At 69.2% G+C, this 17,497-nt stretch carries 18 protein-coding genes and 1 tRNA gene; 12 read left to right on the forward strand and 7 right to left on the reverse strand.

Features of this window, described 5'->3' with window-relative positions:
- The first annotated feature begins 73 nt into the window (after positions 1-73).
- Complete coding sequence (locus AB0L00_RS36705; protein ID WP_364441989.1) at positions 74-508, forward strand: MarR family transcriptional regulator; 435 nt, start codon at positions 74-76, stop codon at positions 506-508.
- A gap of 115 nt (positions 509-623) precedes the next feature.
- On the opposite strand, the gene AB0L00_RS36710 is transcribed toward AB0L00_RS36705, so the two are convergent.
- Both AB0L00_RS36710 and AB0L00_RS36715 read right to left on the reverse strand, forming a co-directional pair.
- Positions 624-2,168, reverse strand: coding sequence for a hypothetical protein (locus tag AB0L00_RS36710; RefSeq protein ID WP_364441991.1), 1,545 nt, complete (start codon positions 2,166-2,168; stop codon positions 624-626).
- 28 nt (positions 2,169-2,196) lie between these two features.
- Complete coding sequence (locus tag AB0L00_RS36715; protein WP_364441993.1) at positions 2,197-3,627, reverse strand: alkaline phosphatase family protein; 1,431 nt, start codon at positions 3,625-3,627, stop codon at positions 2,197-2,199.
- A 369-nt stretch (positions 3,628-3,996) separates the two neighbouring features.
- On the opposite strand from AB0L00_RS36715, the gene AB0L00_RS36720 reads away from it, so the two are divergent.
- The 5 genes from AB0L00_RS36720 to AB0L00_RS36740 all read left to right on the forward strand — a co-directional run bounded on the left by AB0L00_RS36720 (position 3,997) and on the right by AB0L00_RS36740 (position 8,379).
- Positions 3,997-4,551 (forward strand): type 1 glutamine amidotransferase domain-containing protein, encoded by a 555-nt coding sequence (locus tag AB0L00_RS36720; protein ID WP_364400034.1) that lies wholly within the window; start codon positions 3,997-3,999, stop codon positions 4,549-4,551.
- A 379-nt stretch (positions 4,552-4,930) separates the two neighbouring features.
- Positions 4,931-6,367, forward strand: coding sequence for a pyruvate kinase (gene pyk / locus AB0L00_RS36725; RefSeq protein ID WP_345365077.1), 1,437 nt, complete (start codon positions 4,931-4,933; stop codon positions 6,365-6,367).
- A 96-nt stretch (positions 6,368-6,463) separates the two neighbouring features.
- Positions 6,464-6,907, forward strand: coding sequence for a hypothetical protein (locus AB0L00_RS36730; protein ID WP_364441994.1), 444 nt, complete (start codon positions 6,464-6,466; stop codon positions 6,905-6,907).
- Positions 6,908-7,125: 218 nt separating this feature from the next.
- Positions 7,126-7,899, forward strand: a complete 774-nt coding sequence (locus AB0L00_RS36735; RefSeq protein WP_364441996.1) for a class I SAM-dependent methyltransferase — start codon at positions 7,126-7,128, stop codon at positions 7,897-7,899.
- Between the two features lie 303 nt (positions 7,900-8,202).
- A complete protein-coding gene (locus AB0L00_RS36740; protein ID WP_364441997.1) occupies positions 8,203-8,379 on the forward strand; it encodes a hypothetical protein in 177 nt (58 codons plus the stop codon).
- On the opposite strand, the gene AB0L00_RS36745 is transcribed toward AB0L00_RS36740, so the two are convergent.
- Both AB0L00_RS36745 and AB0L00_RS36750 read right to left on the reverse strand, forming a co-directional pair.
- On the reverse strand, positions 8,380-9,141 hold the full coding sequence (locus tag AB0L00_RS36745) for a helix-turn-helix domain-containing protein (protein WP_364441999.1): 762 nt from the start codon (positions 9,139-9,141) through the stop codon (positions 8,380-8,382).
- A 64-nt stretch (positions 9,142-9,205) separates the two neighbouring features.
- Positions 9,206-9,279, reverse strand: a tRNA-Leu gene (locus AB0L00_RS36750).
- A 91-nt stretch (positions 9,280-9,370) separates the two neighbouring features.
- Between AB0L00_RS36750 and AB0L00_RS36755 the strand changes: the two genes are divergently transcribed.
- The 6 genes from AB0L00_RS36755 to AB0L00_RS36780 all read left to right on the forward strand — a co-directional run bounded on the left by AB0L00_RS36755 (position 9,371) and on the right by AB0L00_RS36780 (position 15,179).
- The gene (locus AB0L00_RS36755; RefSeq protein WP_364400141.1) at positions 9,371-9,982 is read left to right on the forward strand and encodes a response regulator; all 612 of its coding nucleotides are present in this window, start codon (positions 9,371-9,373) and stop codon (positions 9,980-9,982) included.
- A 269-nt stretch (positions 9,983-10,251) separates the two neighbouring features.
- A complete protein-coding gene (locus tag AB0L00_RS36760; protein WP_364442000.1) occupies positions 10,252-11,418 on the forward strand; it encodes a branched-chain amino acid ABC transporter substrate-binding protein in 1,167 nt (388 codons plus the stop codon).
- Between the two features lie 81 nt (positions 11,419-11,499).
- Entirely contained in the window at positions 11,500-12,465 is a 966-nt protein-coding gene (locus tag AB0L00_RS36765) for a branched-chain amino acid ABC transporter permease (RefSeq protein ID WP_364442001.1), read from the forward strand.
- Positions 12,462-13,649 carry a branched-chain amino acid ABC transporter permease gene (locus tag AB0L00_RS36770; protein ID WP_364442002.1) on the forward strand — a complete coding sequence of 396 codons (1,188 nt, stop codon included), beginning with the start codon at positions 12,462-12,464 and terminating at the stop codon, positions 13,647-13,649. Before AB0L00_RS36765 ends, AB0L00_RS36770 begins: the two co-directional genes overlap by 4 nt.
- Positions 13,646-14,458 carry an ABC transporter ATP-binding protein gene (locus tag AB0L00_RS36775; RefSeq protein WP_364442003.1) on the forward strand — a complete coding sequence of 271 codons (813 nt, stop codon included), beginning with the start codon at positions 13,646-13,648 and terminating at the stop codon, positions 14,456-14,458. Before AB0L00_RS36770 ends, AB0L00_RS36775 begins: the two co-directional genes overlap by 4 nt.
- The gene (locus AB0L00_RS36780; protein ID WP_364442005.1) at positions 14,448-15,179 is read left to right on the forward strand and encodes an ABC transporter ATP-binding protein; all 732 of its coding nucleotides are present in this window, start codon (positions 14,448-14,450) and stop codon (positions 15,177-15,179) included. Before AB0L00_RS36775 ends, AB0L00_RS36780 begins: the two co-directional genes overlap by 11 nt.
- A 65-nt stretch (positions 15,180-15,244) precedes the next feature.
- Here the strand turns inward: AB0L00_RS36780 and AB0L00_RS36785 are convergent, their stop codons facing one another.
- From AB0L00_RS36785 to AB0L00_RS36795, 3 genes are all read right to left on the reverse strand, one after another.
- Positions 15,245-15,874, reverse strand: a complete 630-nt coding sequence (locus tag AB0L00_RS36785) for a DUF4352 domain-containing protein (RefSeq protein ID WP_364442006.1) — start codon at positions 15,872-15,874, stop codon at positions 15,245-15,247.
- Between the two features lie 314 nt (positions 15,875-16,188).
- Positions 16,189-16,605 carry a hotdog fold thioesterase gene (locus AB0L00_RS36790; protein WP_364442008.1) on the reverse strand — a complete coding sequence of 139 codons (417 nt, stop codon included), beginning with the start codon at positions 16,603-16,605 and terminating at the stop codon, positions 16,189-16,191.
- 47 nt (positions 16,606-16,652) lie between these two features.
- The coding region (locus AB0L00_RS36795; RefSeq protein WP_364442009.1) for a transposase at positions 16,653-17,497 on the reverse strand (845 nt) is incomplete at its 5' end.

A 17,497-nucleotide genomic window follows, 5' to 3' on the forward strand; every position in this document is an offset into this window, starting at 1 on the left:
GAGTATGCCGACAGTCGAGAGCATCGACCATTTTGGTCGAGGATGTCAACTGTCGGCGCACTAGACTGTCCGCATGGCCGCCGAACCCGATGACGAACTCGTCGAGACGCTGATCGGCCTCTTCAGGGAGATCGACGGTCTGTTCAGCACGGCGAGCCGCCGACTGGGCCTGACCCCCCAGCAGGCGCAACTGCTCTGCTTCACCCGGCACCTACGGCCGTCCTTCGGCGAACTCGCGACCCTGCTGCACTGCGACAAGACCAACGTCACCGGCCTGGTCGACCGGCTTCAGCGACGCGGCCTGCTCACCCGCCAGACCGACCCCCACGACCGCCGGGTCACCCGAGTCCACCTCACCAGCGAAGGCGAAGCGCTCACCGGCCGGTTCCAACAGGCGATCGACACCACGTTGAGCAGCCGCTTCAGCTCATGGCCCACCGCTCAACGCGATGAACTCCTCCACCTGCTCCGATCCGCCACCTCGGCGCTACGCGCCACGGATGCGTGACGACACGCCGCCCGCGCCGAGCGGTACGGCACGGGGGAGGAGCGCCCGGCACGGTCGGTAGCCGCGCAGCGCCGGGATCCGGAGCCACCGGTCGCCACGCGGCCGCGACCTCCATCTAGGTCTCCGGCCCGGAGGAGAGCGCCGCGACGACCGTGTCCGGCGCCGTGGCGATCAGCGGCGTCAGGTCGGGCGCGAGGTCCTCGATCCGGGTCTTGGACTCCTCCGCCCCGGCGTCGTCCCACAGCGCCTCCTCCGTGACGGGTTCCACCGTCACCCCGCCGGCCGGGGACACCCAGGGAACGGCGTCCGCGCCGTACCCGGCCACGTCCGCGGGCAGCGCCTCCTCGGGGTCTTCGGCGTCCTCGGCCCGTGCGGGGGCGAACACGTCCGGTGGCACGGGCCGGCCGCCGTCGACCTGCGCGAAAGGCCATGCGCCCTCGTGGCCGTCGGCGATCCGCCGCCGACCGCCCACGGGTCCGGCCGGCCGGCCCTGACGGCCCGCCCTGGGCCTGACCTGACCGGGGCTGCGGGCCGCCGGAGGCGGCTCACCGGGGGTCCTCGCGAAGGCGATGCCGAGCGGAGCCGCGCGCACCCGCTTCCCTCCCGGGCTGCCGGCGATCGTCGCGATGACGGAGTCCGAGGCCGTGCTGATCGCCGAGATGTCGCCGGACGTCACGTTGCCGACCCACACCTCCGTGCCGTCGGGCGTTATCGCCACCGTCGCCGGGATCCGGCCGACCGCGACCGTCCGCCGGATCCGCCGCGTCGCCGTGTCGATCACCGCCACGGCGTCGGCGTTCATCCGGCTGACGTAGGCCTTGGCGCCGTTCGGCATGACCGCCACGCCCCACGGCTGGTCCCCGACGGCGATCCGGCCGCGCACCCGACCGCTCGCCGCGTCGAACACCGCGACCGTATTCGCCCGGGGCTCCGTCACATACAGCGTCCGGCCGGTCGGGTCCACCGCGACGCCCTGCGGACCGGCCGAGTCGCGGATCCTGCGGACCACCTGGTCCTTCCGGGCGTCCAGCACCGCCACCCCGGAGTCGTACGTGACGTACGCCCGCGCCCCGTCCGCCGCGAACACGACCTGGCGCGGCGCCGTCCCGACCCGTACGGACCGCGTGACCGTGTCGGACCGGCTGTTGATCACCGCGACCGTGTCCGAACCACCCTTCCCGGTGTCCCCGCCGGTGACCGCCGCGTACACCTTCGTCCCGTCCGGGGAGATCGCGACGCTCCTGGGGAACGGGCCGACGCGCACCCGGCGTCCGGCGCCGGTCGCCGGGTCGACGACCAGCACGTCGAACTGGCCGGTGTCGGCGACGTACACCTTCACGCCGTCCGGGGTCGCCGCGACGCCCTGCGCGGAGTCGGTGAGGATGTCGTTCGCCACGATCCGGTGGGCCGCGACGTCGACGGTGGCCACGGTGTATCCGCCGGTCAGCGTCACATAGGCGATGTACGGGCCGGTCGCCCGCCGCGCCTGCGGCCGCTCGCCCGGCGCCTCCCACTCCAGGTCGCCGGGCGCGCTGTTGCTGGGGCTGGGCCGCGGCCGGGGACCCTGCGCCGCCGAGCCCGCGGGGACGGCGAGGACGACCAGGCCCGCGACGCCGCCCGCCGCCAGGAGGAGACGCCGCCGTGAGATGCGCTTTCGCACGTGTGGATCCCTTCCGGCCCGCCGCGGCTCAGCCCCGAGGCCGAGGGCGGGGGCCCTTCTCCTGGTGCGGCAGGGTCTGCGCGGCACCGGGGAACTCCGGAGTCGGCAACCGGTCGACGGCGTCCGCCGCCTGCGCCAGTTCCTGCTTCGTCGGGGGCAGCCGCGGCGGCCGGCCGCGCACCGCCACCCCGAGCGCGGACGTCAGATCGCCGAACGCCCGCCGTCGCCAGGCGCTCAGATTCGGCGCCGGAACCCCCGTCAGCCGTTCCAGCAGCCGGAGCGTCGAGGTGTGGTCGAACGGTTCACGGGCCACCCAGCCGCCCTGCGTCCACGGGGACACGAGGATGCACGGCACGCGGAAGCCGGCCCCGATCGGCAGGTCCGCGACGAACTCGTCCGCGGTCCCCGGCGGAGGGACCGGGGGCGGGACGTGGTCGAACAGCCCGTCGTTCTCGTCGTAGTTGAGGACGAACAACGTCTTGGCCCACACGGCGGGGTTGGACGCGATCGCGTCGATCTTCCTCGCCACATAGTCGGCGCCGGCCGCCGGGGTGTAGTCCGGATGTTCGGACTGGTAACTCGTCGGGATGATCCAGGACACGGTCGGCAACCGGTCGTGTGCCGCGTCGAATTCGAACTGGTCCGCGGCGTACGTACGAAGGCCGTTACGGTACAGCGCCGAGTCGACCGGGGCGTCCTGGAACGACTCGAACCGTTCGAGCACGTTACAGCCGTAATTGTCGACCTCCTGGTAGACCCGCCAGTCGACCCCGGCCTCGGTCAACGCCTCCGGATAGGTCTTCCACCGGCACGGAACCGGAATCCGGTTGCCGGTGACGGGCCCGCCCTGCTCGCCGCCCGGATCGATGGTGCCGCTCATCAGATAGAGCCGGTTCGGCCAGGTCGGCCCCAGCACCGAGCAGAAATAGCTGTCGCAGATCGTAAAAGACTCGGCCAGGGCGAATTGGAACGGAATGTCCGCTCGGGTGTAGTGGCCCATCACGTACGGCGCGTTCACCCCGTCGGCCGCCCGGTGCGCCGGCAGCCAGTTGTCCATCCTGCCGTCGTTCCACGCCTGGTGCTGGACCTTCCAGGCGTGGTTGGTCGACGGGATGGCCTGCGCGTTCGTCGTGCGCGTGTCCAGGTGGAACGGCAGCAGATAGCCCGCCGGATTCTCCGGATCCGGCTGGTGGAAGACCGACCGGCCGGTGCTCAGCGTGATCGCCGCCGGGTCGGAGAAACCCCGCACCCCGGGAAGAGTTCCGAAATAATGATCGAACGAGCGATTCTCCTGCATCAGGACGACGACGTGCTTGATGTCGCCGAGCCGGCCCTTTCCCGGTGGCGGCGCGTCCGCCATCGCCCGCCGCAGGTTCGGAGGCAGGAACTCCGCGGCGAACGCCGCCGCGGCCAGCGCTCCCGCCGAACTGAACAGGCGGCGGCGGGTGAGTTCCGGCATATGTACGCTCCCGTCGAATCCAGACCACGAAAACACCCCATAGAAAATGGCTCATCCATGGGGCCGGATGCAACGCGAACGTATGAACGACGTTCGATGATCGGGTGACGGAAGCGTTGATTCGGACAACTAGCCTGACTCGTTGTTTCCACAATTTGTGGCGAGAAAGGGCTATTGTCGGGCCGTCGATGATCGACCCCGCTCGGCGGGGGAGGCGGCCACAGGCCGGGCACGGCGCCGGCGGCACCGATCCACCGCCCGGACGAACGCTCTGTTCCGAACGTCACACCGGAACGTGAATATCGGCTCCGATGCCGGGCAGGGCTCTTGGCGAACGGCCTCAAGCATCATTCTGGAAGGTACCGACCCATGAGCACCAACCTTCACGGCAAGACGATCGCCTTCCTCGTCGCCCCCGACGGGATCGAGCAGGTCGAGCTGACCGAGCCCTGGAAGGCCGTCGAGCAGGCCGGTGGCACGCCACGGCTCGTCTCCACCGGCAGCGGCCGGGTCCAGGCCCGCGACCACCTCGAGAAGGCCGACACCTTCCCCGTGGACGCCACCGTCGACGAGGTCTCGGCCGACGACTTCGACGCGCTCGTCCTCCCCGGAGGCGTCGCCAACCCCGACTTCCTGCGCACCGAGCCGAAGGCCGTCGCCTTCGCCAAGGGATTCTTCGACAGCGCCAAGCCGGTGGCGGCGATCTGCCACGCGCCCTGGACCCTCGTCGAGGCCGGCGTCGTACGCGGCCGCACCCTGACGTCCTGGCCCAGCCTGCGGACCGACATCCGCAACGCGGGCGGCACCTGGGTCGACCAGGAGGTCACGCGCTGCACCGCCGGCTCCAACACCCTCATCACCAGCCGCAAGCCCGACGACCTCAAGGCCTTCTGCCAGGAGCTCGTCGAGACGTTCGCGGCCTGAGCCGCCGGCCCGGCCGGCCGGCACCTGACGTGCCGGCCGTCCGCCCCGGCATCCGCCCGCCCGGTCGCGGGGCGGGCGGCCGCTCCCGGTGAGGCATGGTCTCCGGCGCGGTCGGCTCCGGCGGCGCCGGAGGCGCCCCGCCGGACGTACGCGCCCGCGGCCGCCCGAGCGGCCGGACGAGCGCGCGGCCGCCCGTACCGCGAAACCGGGCAAGCCCGACTTTGGGATCCGGCTGCCTGTTCGTCGCGACGCGGCATACCCTCACATTTGGACCAAGGGGCCCGTGTCGACCCCTTCGGTCTAGACCAATACGTGAACACTGGGCGACGCCGACCTGCATGAATACGCGTACCGCCCAGTAACTACCTAGGGTTGTAGCGTGAGTCGCCGAGCAAAGATCGTCAGCACGATAGGTCCCGCCTGTTCCAGCCAGGAGCGCATCAACGCCCTCGTGGAGGCCGGGATCGACGTCGCCCGGCTCAACATGAGCCACGGCACCCAGCAGCAGCACGCGGAGGTCTATCGATATCTCCGCGAAGCCTCCAACGTCACCGGGCACGGTGTCGGCATCCTCGCCGACCTCCAGGGACCCAAGATCAGGCTCGGCCGGTTCGCCGACGGCCCGGTCCGCCTGACCCTGGGCGACGAGTTCACCATCACCACCGAGGACGTCCCCGGCGACCGCAGCATGGTCTCCACGACGTACGGCGGGCTCCCCGGCGACGTCAACGCCGGTGACACCGTCCTCATCGACGACGGCCGCGTCGTCCTCAACGTCACCGCCGTCGACGGCCCCCGCGTCCGCACCCGCGTCCTCGTCGGCGGCATGGTCTCCGACCACAAGGGCCTCAACCTCCCCGGCGTCGCCGTCAGCGTCCCCGCCCTCACCGAGAAGGACGAGGACGACCTGCGCTTCGCCCTCCACCTCGGCGTCGACATGGTCGCCCTGTCCTTCGTCCGCAGCCCCGACGACGCCACGACCGCCCGCCGCATCATGGAAGAGGAGGGACGCACCGTCCCCCTCCTCGCTAAGATCGAGAAGCCGCAGGCCGTCGACCGCCTCGAGGACATCGTCGAAGCCTTCGACGGCATCATGGTCGCCCGCGGCGACCTCGGCGTCGAGCTCCCGCTCGAGCAGGTCCCCATCGTCCAGAAACGCGCCATCGAGCTCACCCGCGAGAAGGCCCGCCCGGTCATCGTCGCGACGCAGATGCTCGAATCCATGATCAGCGCGCCCCGCCCCACCCGCGCCGAGACCTCCGACGTCGCCAACGCCGTCTTCGAAGGCGCCGACGCCGTCATGCTCTCCGGCGAGACCAGCGTCGGCGACTACCCCATCGAGTCCGTCCAGACCATGGGCCGAATCGTCTGCGCCGCCGAGGAGCACACCCTCCGCGCCACCCACTCCCTCGACCGCGTCCCCGAGACGGTCGGCGGGGCCATCGCCCGCGCCGCCGCCGAGGTCGGCGCCACCGTCGGAGCCAAGGCCCTCGTCGCCTTCACCATGACCGGTGAGACCGCGCGCCGCCTGTCCCGCTACCGCTCGCCGATCCCCCTCCTGGCCTTCACCGCCCGCCCCGAGACCCGCAGCCAGCTGGCCCTCGTCTGGGGCGTCGAGACCTTCATCGTCCCCGAGGTGTTCCACACCGACGAGATGGTCCGCCAGGTCGAGGCCGCGCTCCTCGAGATCGGCCGCCTCCAGAAGGGCGACCGCGTCGTCATCGTCGCCGGCTCGCCCCCCGGCATCCCCGGCTCCACCAACGCGCTGCGCGTCCACCGCCTCGGCGACGCCATCGCCATGCCGCCGGTCTCCTGACGCGGCCGGACCACGGTCCGGTGCGGGACCATCGTCGTGCCAGGCGATGGCCCCGCAGAGGCCGGGGACGAGCGCCACGCCCGTGAGAAGACGGTCATGACCATGCCCTTGGTCACCTTCTTCGCTCTCTTCGGGTGGGGCATGCTGCTCCGCCGTAAGGTCGGGGAACGGCTGTGGCGCTCATTGCTCCGGATCGGCGGGACCGGCAGTCCCTCGGCCGCCCTGCTGGCCGCCGGAGTACAACTCGCAGCCATGGCCGGCTACGCCACCGCCCTCGCCATCGGCCTGGCACTCGTGGACGCGACCGGGAGCCGCTGGCCGGCCGTCCTCGTCACCGGACTCGCCGGCCTGGTGCACATCCCCGTCGCCGCCGGTGCGCTACCCGACCGGCGCGAGCCTTACGCCGACGCCCGACGCATCCTCAGGGCCGCCGGCGCCACTCCGGCACAGGCACGCGCGGCGACCCGGACGGCAGGCCCGTTCGCGTTCGTGGGCATGGGCCTCATCGTGGGCGGCCTCCTCGCCGCCTTCGACGCCTGACCACCTGCGACGCTCATCCGAGACGTGAAGACGTGCACCATCAAGGCGTACCGAACGCTCGGTAACCGCGATCCCGGAAAGGGCCAAAAGCTCCATACCGGCCCCACGGGCGGCCCTTCGCCGAGCATTCGGTACGACCTGGTGAGCGTCACTCGTTCGGTGAGAGCTCGCTGAATATTGGAGTGCTGCGCAGGCAGGGGCGTGTCTAAGGTGACGGCGTGGACGCGGCTGACTTCTACACGGGCATCGTCGCGGAGCTCTACGGGCCGCTGAAGTCCTTCTCTCAAGATCCCGAACCCTATGCGGCCTTCATCGAGCGAACCGGCAAGCCGGCGCTCGAGCTGGGCTGCGGAGATGGCGATCCCCTGCTCCAGTTGCGCGCACGCGGTTTGGAGGTCGAGGGCGTCGACTCCTCCGCTGACATGCTGGAACGCCTCCGCCGCCGGGCACACGAGCAAGGGATCAGCGCCACCGTCTTTTGCCAGCGCATGGAGGCGCTGAATCTGCCCCGTCGCTATCGCGCGATCTTCCTGGCCGGACCGACCTTCACCCTGCTCCCCGACGACGACGCCGCGCTGGCGTGCCTGAACAGCATCCGCGCTCACCTGGCCGAGGACGGCGCCACCCTCATACCCCTGTTCGTCCCGCCCCCGACCCCGGCCGAGCAGATCGGTCAGGTGCGCACGGCGACCGCACCTGACGGCGCCGAGCTTCAGGTGTCCGTCGTGGCTGAGCAACGGGACGAGGCCGCGCGAACGCAGACGACGCTGCTGCGCTATGAACGCCGTCACGGCCGGGATCACTTCGTCGATGAGCGCCCGTGGGTGCTGCATTGGTATACGCGCTCCGGTTTCCAGGCCCTGGCCGCAGCTGCCGGCCTAACCGTGACCGCGGTCACCGACGCTCACGGCAATCCAGCCCCTGCCGCCGCCACAGACGTGCACTTCCGCCTCCGGACTGGGCCAGATCTCGGTGGTCACCGAGAGCGCTGAGGATCGACAAGAGGGGGCAATAACGCCCGCCGAGGGTGGGTCGCATCTCGTGCTTGACTCTGTTGCGCTCCCGCTCTTGAGAGGGCGCGAGGGGTCAGCCGTCGGCGTGTTCGCGAGCGCGGGTCTGGGCGAGTCGGTAGGAGTCGGTGCCGGTTTCGATAATGGTGCCGCCGAAGATGAGGCGGTCGACGATGGCGGCGCAGAGACGCGGCGACCCGCGCTCGCGGAACGGCTTCGTCGCCCCCGTACAACGGAATTCGGCCGGAGCTTGGTACGCGTCTCGGCGCGCGGCATCCTGGAATCATGAGCGAAGACCGGAAGGCCCCCTCCCGGGACGTGTCCACGCCCCGCTGGCGCTCCCTGCCCGCGCGCCCCCGCCCCGAGGACCTCCAGGCCGAACACCGCGACCCCGCCGTCCCCGGCTCGATCCTGGCGGCCCCGGACGCCCAGCAGGAGTTCCTGATCCGCCACGCGAACTGATCAGTACTTCGGTCCCACGAACTCATCCAACCGCGCCACCGCCTCCCTCCGCGCCACCGAGATCGTCTTCCGATTCGACTGCTTCCACGCAATCCCGAGCCGATCGAGGGAATCCGTGAAGAGCCGACGGATATCGGCCGATTCGTTGGTGAAGAAATAGCGCGGGTACTCGTACCATCGAGCACCGTCCTTTCCGGGGCGGCGTACGCGATTAAGCGAGCGACAGCCGTCCGAGTGGATCAGCCCGCGTACGAACGCCTCGGTGTACTCGACGATGATCTCGTTCTGCCACGGCTCCAGTCGGATCGTGCGAGTGTGTTTCATGCCTGGGCCATGTTGAGGGAACAGGCAGACCCAGTGCTTCGAATAGCTGTTGACCAGCGTGCAGCCGGTGCGCTGGAGACGACCCACCGAAGAATGGGGCATCACCGCCGCGACCGCTTCGGCGGCCGCGTCCATCAGGCCTGGCCAGTCGTCGCAACATGCGATGGTCAGCCGATGTACCTCTCGACGATGCCGAGCGATGTGCCCGTCACCGAGGTAGAGACCCAGTAAATAAGAGTAGGCCCGACGATCGAGGGATCGATCGTTACATAGTGGGCATGTTGCGCTGCGGTCGATATCTTGGTCGGTGCGTCGATTGCCGTACTTCCAGTGGCGGACAGCGCCGACGGAGACGCCGCACATCTCGGCCACCTTGCGGTCCGAGAATCCTTGCCTGGATAGAGCGAGTGCTTGATCGACTATTTCCCTGTCGTACATACGTCGCAGTGTTGCAGTGAGGTACGACAAAGCCGCCGTCCGTAACGGACGACGGCTTCTTAAGTGCCCCGGGTGGGATTCGAACCCACACTGTACGGGTTTTGAATCCGTCCTCTCGACCAATTGGAGTACCGGGGCATTTTTCGGACATTCAGGTTACTACCTGAAGCCTGCCGGGCCGACCGCACGGACCGCAGCGGGTACCAGGGTAGCGGGTCCGGGTACGCTCGTGCGCGTGACCGAGAGCGCGCGTCGTGTTGTGATCGCTGAGGATGAGGCCCTGATCAGGCTGGACCTCAAGGAGATGTTGGAAGAAGACGGCTATGAGGTCGTCGGCGAGGCGGGGGATGGCGAGACGGCCGTCCGGCTGACGACGGAGTTGCTCCCGGACCTCACGATCCTCGACGTGAAGATGCCGATCCTGGACGGGATCTCGGCGGCCGAGCGGATCGCCGCCGGGCGCCTCGCGCCGGTCGTCATCCTGACGGCGTTCTCCCAGCGGGAGCTGGTCGAGAGGGCGCGCGAGGCCGGAGCCATGGCCTACCTCGTGAAGCCTTTCACGAAGGCGGATCTGGTGCCCGCCATCGAGATGGCGGTGAGCCGCTTCCAGGAGATCAAGAGCCTCGAGGCCGAGGTGAGCTCGCTCGGGGAGCGGCTGGAGACGCGGAAGCTGGTCGACCGGGCCAAGGGGCTGCTGCAGAGCGCGCACGGATGGTCGGAGCCGGAGGCGTTCCGCTGGATCCAGAAGACGTCGATGGACCGCCGGCTGACGATGCGGGCGGTGGCGGAGGCGGTCATCGCGGGCGGCTCGGGAGAGACGTCTGGCGGACCGGCCGAATAGCAGGACGTCCTATGTCCGTTAACATCCCCGAAACGAAGTGATCTGCGCCACTACGTAGAGTAGCCGTCCGTAACCAAAACTGGACTTTTAGGGCACAGGCCAGTAACGAATCAGCAACACCATCGCTGGATCTCTACTGTTCGTAGCCGGTGCTCGGTGTACTACCCACCGAGCCCCCAGGAAACGTGCTGTTTCGCCCGCACCGAGTCCACGACCTGGGTGGTGATAAGTCCCTGATCCAGGGGATTCGGACGGAAGGAAGAGCTACCTTGCGGAGCAGATTGATTACGGTCGTCGGCGTGGTGGCGGCGAGCGCGACACTGGCGCTCGGCGCGTCCGCGTGCGGTGGCAACTCCAAGGGTGGTGGTGACAATGTCACCATCGGGTTCATGGGCGACCTGACCGGCGAGAACTCCGGCATCGTCATCCCGCCCAAGCAGGGCGCTCAGCTGGCCATCGACCAGTACAACGCGACCAACCCGAAGGTCAAGATCACCCTCAAGACCTACGACAGCCAGGGCAAGGGCGAGCAGGCCGTGCCGCTGGCCAAGCAGGCCATCACCAAGGACAAGATCGCCGGCCTCATCGGCCCGACCTTCTCCGGCGAGTCGGCGCAGGCCGACCCGGTCCTGGAGGAGGGCAAGCTGCCGAACATCTCCTCCTCGGCGACCAACGCCGCGCTGGCGACGCACGGCTGGAAGTACTGGCACCGCCTCATCGCCAACGACAACGTGCAGGGCGCGGGGATCGGCGAGTTCATCACCAACGGGCTGAAGGCCAAGAAGGTCTTCATCGTCCACGACAACTCCGAGTACGGTAAGCCGCTCGGCGAGACGGTCAAGGCGACGGTGGAGAAGGGCGGCGCCCAGACCTCCGTGGACCCGATCGACCCGAACGGTTCGGACTTCTCCGCGACCGTCAACAAGGTCAAGGCGTTCTCGCCGGACGCCATCTTCTTCGGCGGCTACTACGCGGCCGGCGGCAAGCTGATCAAGCAGCTGCGCGAGGGCGGCGTGAAGGCGCGCTTCCTGTCCGGTGACGGTTCACTGGACCAGGGCCTGGCCAAGGGCGCCGGCGGCACGAACGCCGAGGGCTCGGTCATCGGCTGCCCGTGCCTGATCGACCCGACGGGTACGGCGAGCGCGGCGAGCAAGAAGTTCGCCGCGGACTACAAGGCGAAGTTCAACGCCGACCCGGCGATCTACTCGGCCGAGGGCTACGACGCGGCCACCGCGTTCATCGAGGCGGTCAAGGCCGGCAACACCACGCCGGAGAAGATCAACGACTTCCTGACGAAGGTCGACAAGCCGGGCGTCTCGAAGCAGATCAAGTTCCAGAGCAACGGTGAGCCGACCGCGACGGACGTCTACGTCTACGAGGTCAAGGGCAACCAGCTCCCGCTGCTGGGCAGCGCCAAGAACGCGACGGTCAAGTAGTCCGCCTGCCATACGGCGGCCTTAGGACAGGCGCAGGGGCGGGAGCGACATGCTCCCGCCCTTGCGGCAAAGGCGACCACATTGAACAATCTTTTCAGTCAATTCTGGCCGTACACGATTGACGGCCTGTCGCTCGGCGCGATCTACGCGCTGGTGGCGCTCGGCTACACGATGGTCTACGGCGTCCTGCGACTCATCAACTTCGCGCACTCCGAAATCTTCATGATCGGAACGTTCGGCGTGCTCGGAGCCCTGCACCTGTTCGGGATGCCGTCGAACGTCGGCGGCTTCGCGCTGGTGGGGCTGGCCCTCGCGCTGGCGGTCGTCGGCGGTGTCGCCTCGGGTGGCAGCGCGGTGATCCTGGAGTACGTGGCGTACCGGCCCTTGCGGCGGAAAGGCGCGTCACGGCTCGCGGCGCTGATCTCGGCGATCGGCGCGTCGCTGTTCCTGCAGCAGCTCTTCGCGCGGCTCGTGATCCCGCAGGCGTTCGGCCTGCCGAAGGAGAAGGGCGCGCTGCCGGTTCAGGGGCACTTCGTGCACCGTGACGACGTGGTCCACATCGGCGGGTTCGAGTTGTCGAACGACCGGCTCATCGTGATCGTCGGCGCGGTCCTGATGATGATCCTGCTGGACGTGTTCGTGAACCGGACGAAGCTCGGCCGCGGTATCCGCGCGACGGCGCAGGATCCGGAGACGGCCGTGCTGATGGGCGTCAACATCGACCGGATCGTGACCGCGACGTTCGCACTGGGCGGCGCCATGGCGGGTGTGGCGGCGGCGCTGTACATGCTGCGGTTCGAGGAGACGAAGTTCGACGTCGGGTTCCTGCTGGGCATCAAGGCGTTCACGGCCGCGGTGCTGGGCGGTATCGGCAATCTCCGCGGCGCGCTGGTCGGTGGCATCGTCCTCGGCGTGATCGAGATGTACGGCTCGGCGATCTTCGGCTCGCAGTGGCACGACGTCGTGGCATTCAGCCTTCTGGTGCTTGTCCTCATGTTCCGTCCCACCGGCATTCTCGGTGAGTCTCTTCAGCAGGCGCGCGCATGAACGATTCGACCAACCGCAGCCCGCTCGCCCGTGCGCGGGACGGGTACACCTCTTTCTCCGATTCGCTCCGTGACCGGTGGGGGTCCGCTCCGCGCTGGGCGCGCTGGGTGGTCTACCTGCTGCTGATCGTGGTCGCGATCATCCTGCCGGCGGACGGCATCGGCAGCTTCATGTCGCCGTACACCGACTGGCCGACGTTGCTGTTCTTCCCGATCGGCGGGTACATCCTGCTGGCGATCGGCCTGAACGTCGTGGTGGGGCAGGCAGGTCTGCTCGACCTGGGGTACGTCGCGTTCTTCGCGATCGGCGGCTACGCGATGGCCATCTTCGGCACGAAGATGCACCTGAGCTTCTGGGAGATCCTGGTCGTCGGCGTACTGCTGTCGGCGGCGTCGGGCATCATCCTGGGCGCTCCGACGCTGCGGCTGCGCGGTGACTACCTGGCGATCGTGACCCTGGGCTTCGGGGAGATCGTCCGGATCGTGGCGCAGAACACCGACTACATCGGTGGCCCGAACGGCATCGGTGGCATCCCGCACCCGCCGACGTTGTCGGAGTGGACGATCCCGGACAACGGGTTCTTCGACGCGATCGGGATCGGCGGCGTGCAGCCGTTCAAGTACGGCGCGCTGGACGGCAAGCCGTACTACTACGTGATGCTGCTGGTGATCGTCTTGGCGATCATCTTCGTCAAGCGGCTGGAGAACAGCCGGGTGGGCCGGGCGTGGGCCTCGATCCGGGAGGACGAGGACGCGGCCGAGCTGATGGGCGTTCCGACGTTCAAGTTCAAGCTGGCGGCGTTCGCGATCGGCGCGGCGATCGGCGGCGCGGGCGGCGTGGTGTACGGGTCGCAGGCGGTGTCGATCATCCCGAACAACTTCCCGTTCATCCTGTCGGCGACGATCCTGGCGGCGGTGGTCCTGGGCGGCTCGGGGAACCTCCCCGGAGTCATGCTCGGGGCGTTCCTGGTGGCGTGGATCCCGGAGCGGATCCGTGGCCTTCAGGAGTACCGCGTGCTGGTGTTCGGCGGGGTCCTGGTCCTCTTGATGATCTTCCGGCCGGAGGGTCTGCTGCCGTCGCGGCGCCGTAAGGCGGAGCTCGCCGAGGGCGAGGGCGGCATGGGCGGCCTCGGTGCCGAGGTGGGCGGTCCGGTGACCGTCGCCGCTGGTGAGGTGGGCGAATGAGCGAGACGACAGCCGTTCCGGCGGAGAAGAGCACCGGAACGCCGGCGCTGGAGCTGCGTGAGATCACGATGCGCTTCGGCGGCGTCGTCGCGATCAACGGCCTGAACCTGACGATCAACGAGGGCGAGATCTTCGCGTTGATCGGGCCGAACGGCGCGGGCAAGACGACGGTGTTCAACGTCGTCACCGGCGTGTACCGGCCGACCGAGGGCCAGGTGGTCTTCGCGGGCTCCCGGATCGACGGCAAGAAGCGGTTCCAGGTGACGAAGCGCGGCGTGGCGCGCACGTTCCAGAACGTCCGGCTGTTCCACAACATGTCGGCGCTGGAGAACGTCATGGTGGGCGCGGATGCGCACCACCGGACCGGGCTGGCCGGGGCGGCGCTGGGGCTGCCGTGGCATCGCCGGGAGGAGCGCGACGGCCGGGCCAAGGCCCGGGAGCTCATGGAGTTCGTCGGGATCGCGCACCGGATGGAGGAGACGGCGAAGAACCTGCCGTACGGCGACCAGCGGCGGCTGGAGATCGCCCGTGCGCTGGCGACGGACCCGAAGCTGCTGCTGCTCGACGAGCCGGCCGCCGGGATGAACCCGACGGAGAAGGAGGAGCTGCAGGGGCTGATCCGCAGGATCCGGGACACCGGGCGGACGGTGCTGCTGATCGAGCACGACATGAGCCTGATCATGGGCATCAGCGACCGGATCGCCGTGCTGGACTTCGGCCAGAAGATCGCTGAGGGTCTGCCGGCCGAGATCCAGAACAACCAGCGGGTCATCGATGCGTACCTGGGGGTCCCCGCCGATGCTTCTTGAGATCGAGGACATCCACGTCCACTACGGCAAGATCGCGGCGCTCAAGGGCGTGTCCGTGGAGGTCGACGAGGGCGAGGTCGTCACGCTGATCGGCGCGAACGGCGCCGGCAAGACGACGACGCTCAAGACGATCTCGGGGCTGCGTCCGCTGACGCGCGGCAGCATCCGGTTCGACGGCAAGGACATCAGCAAGGTGCCGGGGCACAAGCGTGTGCTGATGGGCATCGGGCAGTCGCCGGAGGGCCGGGGCATCTTCCCCGGTATGACGGTCGTCGAGAACCTCCAGATGGGCGCGTACGCCCGCCGGGACCAGGTCGCCAAGGACCTGGAGGAGGTCTACGAGCTGTTCCCGCGGCTGGCCGAGCGCAAGAACCAGGCGGGCGGCACGATGTCCGGCGGTGAGCAGCAGATGCTGGCGATCGGCCGGGCGCTGATGACCAAGCCGAGGGTGCTGCTGCTGGACGAGCCGTCGATGGGTCTGGCGCCGAAGCTGATCCAGCAGATCTTCGAGATCATCACGGAGATCAACCGGCGGGGCACGACGGTCCTGCTGGTGGAGCAGAACGCCCAGCAGGCGCTGCAGGTCGCGCACCGCGCGTACGTCCTGGAGACGGGCTCGGTGGTGAAGTCGGCGGCGGCGAGCGAGCTGCTGAACGATCCGCAGGTGCGCGCGGCGTACCTCGGCGGCGGCGCGGAGGCGGCGGCCGGTTCGGGCGACTGACCGTTCGTCGGTGTCGAAGGGGCGGTGGCTCGCGGGCGGGCCGCCGCCCCTTCGTCGTCGGCGCGTCAGGTGAGGGAGATGTCGACGGGGTTCTTGGCGTTCTTGACGGCGCCGCCCTTGAGCTGGTCGCCGAGCCGGGAGGAGGAGGGGTCGCCGAGCACGCGCAGGGCCTTCACCTTGGCGTTCGCGGGCACGTCGAACCACAGGTCGAAGGCGCGCATCTCCTGGGAGGCGATGGTCTGCACGCCGGCGGGCGCCCGGGAGATCTGCATGGCGTCGATGCTGGGGGCGTACGCGGTCCCGTCGGCGGTGATGAGCCGCTGGCGGGAGGGGTCGAGGTCGTGGCGTTCGCGGCCGTGGTTGACCATGAGGAGGCGGACCCGGACGTACTGGCCGTGCGGGATCCAGCTGGCGTGTGAGCCGATGACCTCGGGGATCTTGGTGCGGACCCCGATCGCGGTGTAGGTGACCTCGCCGATGGTGGCGGTCCGGCCCTTGAGCGGCGTCTCGTGCTCGGGGAGGGCCTGCGGCGGGATGGTGTAGTCGCGGGCCGAGTGGCCGCAGCCCGCCGCGGCGAGGGTCAGGGCGAGCAGGGGCGTCAGGGCGCGGAGCGCGCCGGATCGGTGCCGGGTGCGGACGCCGTGTGTGATCGCGAAGGGGCGCACAGCGCGACGGTAGGCGACGGGCGCGATCATGCAAAGGCTCCGTGGCCGACGCGCAAAGCGGCTGTGGCCGAATCGAGACCGGCGCGGCGCTGAGACCGGCGTGATCGAGCCCGGGGGTGCGGGCGCGCCCGGAGCGACCGGCGGCGCGGCCGTGCCGGAGTGGCCGGGGCCCGAGGACGAAAATAAGCCCGGAGCGCCTTTGGTGCCGTACGGTCTGGTGACCCGTGCAGGCCTTCCCCGGCCCTGCGCGGGGACCGGATCGTACGTTTTCTACTCAGCGCTCCGGGCTCTTGCCCTCTAACGGTAGCGAGACTGGAGTGACTGGTGCAAAAGATGCGAGAAATCTATGCCTGGTCGCGGATGGCGCAGGTGAGTCTGGCGCTGCAGACGCGGCGCTCCTGCTCGTCGGTGATGACGATCTCGTAGTTGGCCAGGGTGCGTCCGCCGTGCAGGCGGGTGGCGACGGCCGTGACGTATCCGCTGGTGGCGGCGCGGTGATGGGTGGCGTTGATCTCGATGCCGAGGGCGATGCGGCCGGGTCCGGCGTGCAGGGCCGCGCCGAGGGAGCCGATGGACTCGGCCAGGACGCAGGAGGCGCCGCCGTGCAGGACGCCGTACGGCTGGGTGTTGCCCTTGACGGGCATGCGCGCCACGACGCGTTCGGCGCTCGCCTCGAGGATCTCCACGCCCATCGCCGTGGCGAGGTCCCCGCGCACGTCCACGCCCTCGAGATCGTCGATGGGGCCGCCGGCCTCGCTCATGAAACCTCCGTCACCTTGCTCTGTCCGAGGTGAAGACTAGTGCCGTGTCAAGCAACGTTGGTCGTGGAGTGACCGTGTTGGTTGATCCTCGCCATAGGCGAGCGACTCCCCACTGGTGGTGGGGCGGGCCTCGGCCGGCCAGGGGACCCTTGTGCGGTGCCGTGATGGGGGCGTCGTCTGGGGTCACGCCGGGACGGTCCGGCACCGGGCAGGTGCCGTCCGGCTCGACGGTGCGTGATCACCGCCGGGAACGAATCCTTCGTGGTGATGGAGCCGCCCGGGCCACGCCGGGCGATGTTGGCGCCGCCGACCAGGTCGCGGTGCCCACGGAAACCACAATGCATACAGGTGAAGTCGCGGCCGGCGGGTTTGGGGACCCGCCGCCCGCAGACCGGGCAGGTCGAAGAGGTCCCGCGTTCGTCGACCAGCTCGACGCGGATCCCGGCCTGTTCGGCCTTGTCCTTGAGGCAGCGGATCAGATAGCCGGGCCGCCAGTCACGGAGCCGCTGGTTGTGTCGCCGCCCGGCCTCGAGGTCCAGCACGCCACGCGGGTCACCGACCCGCAGCGTCCCGATCCGTCGTTTGACGGCCCATTGGATGACCTGTTTGGCGGCTTCGTGCTGGCCCTGTTTGATCCGGCGCTTGTGGCGGGCTTCGAGTTTGCGCTGGCGGGCGCGGTATTTGCGCCATCGCCGTGACCCGGCCTGCCCGGGTTTGGGTGCCCGCTGGGCGACGGCCCGGCGGCGGTATTTGGTGTCTTTGAGGTGCAGGTGGGCCTCGGCGCGCATCGCCCGCCCCGAGACCAACAACCCTTCCCCGTCCGGTCCGGCGACCGCGTACGGGTGGATCACGCCCAGATCTACGCCAGCCAACCGGGCAGGGTCGGGTTCGG

Source organism: Actinoallomurus sp. NPDC052308 (genome assembly GCF_040679195.1).
Taxonomy (GTDB): domain Bacteria; phylum Actinomycetota; class Actinomycetes; order Streptosporangiales; family Streptosporangiaceae; genus Actinoallomurus; species Actinoallomurus liliacearum.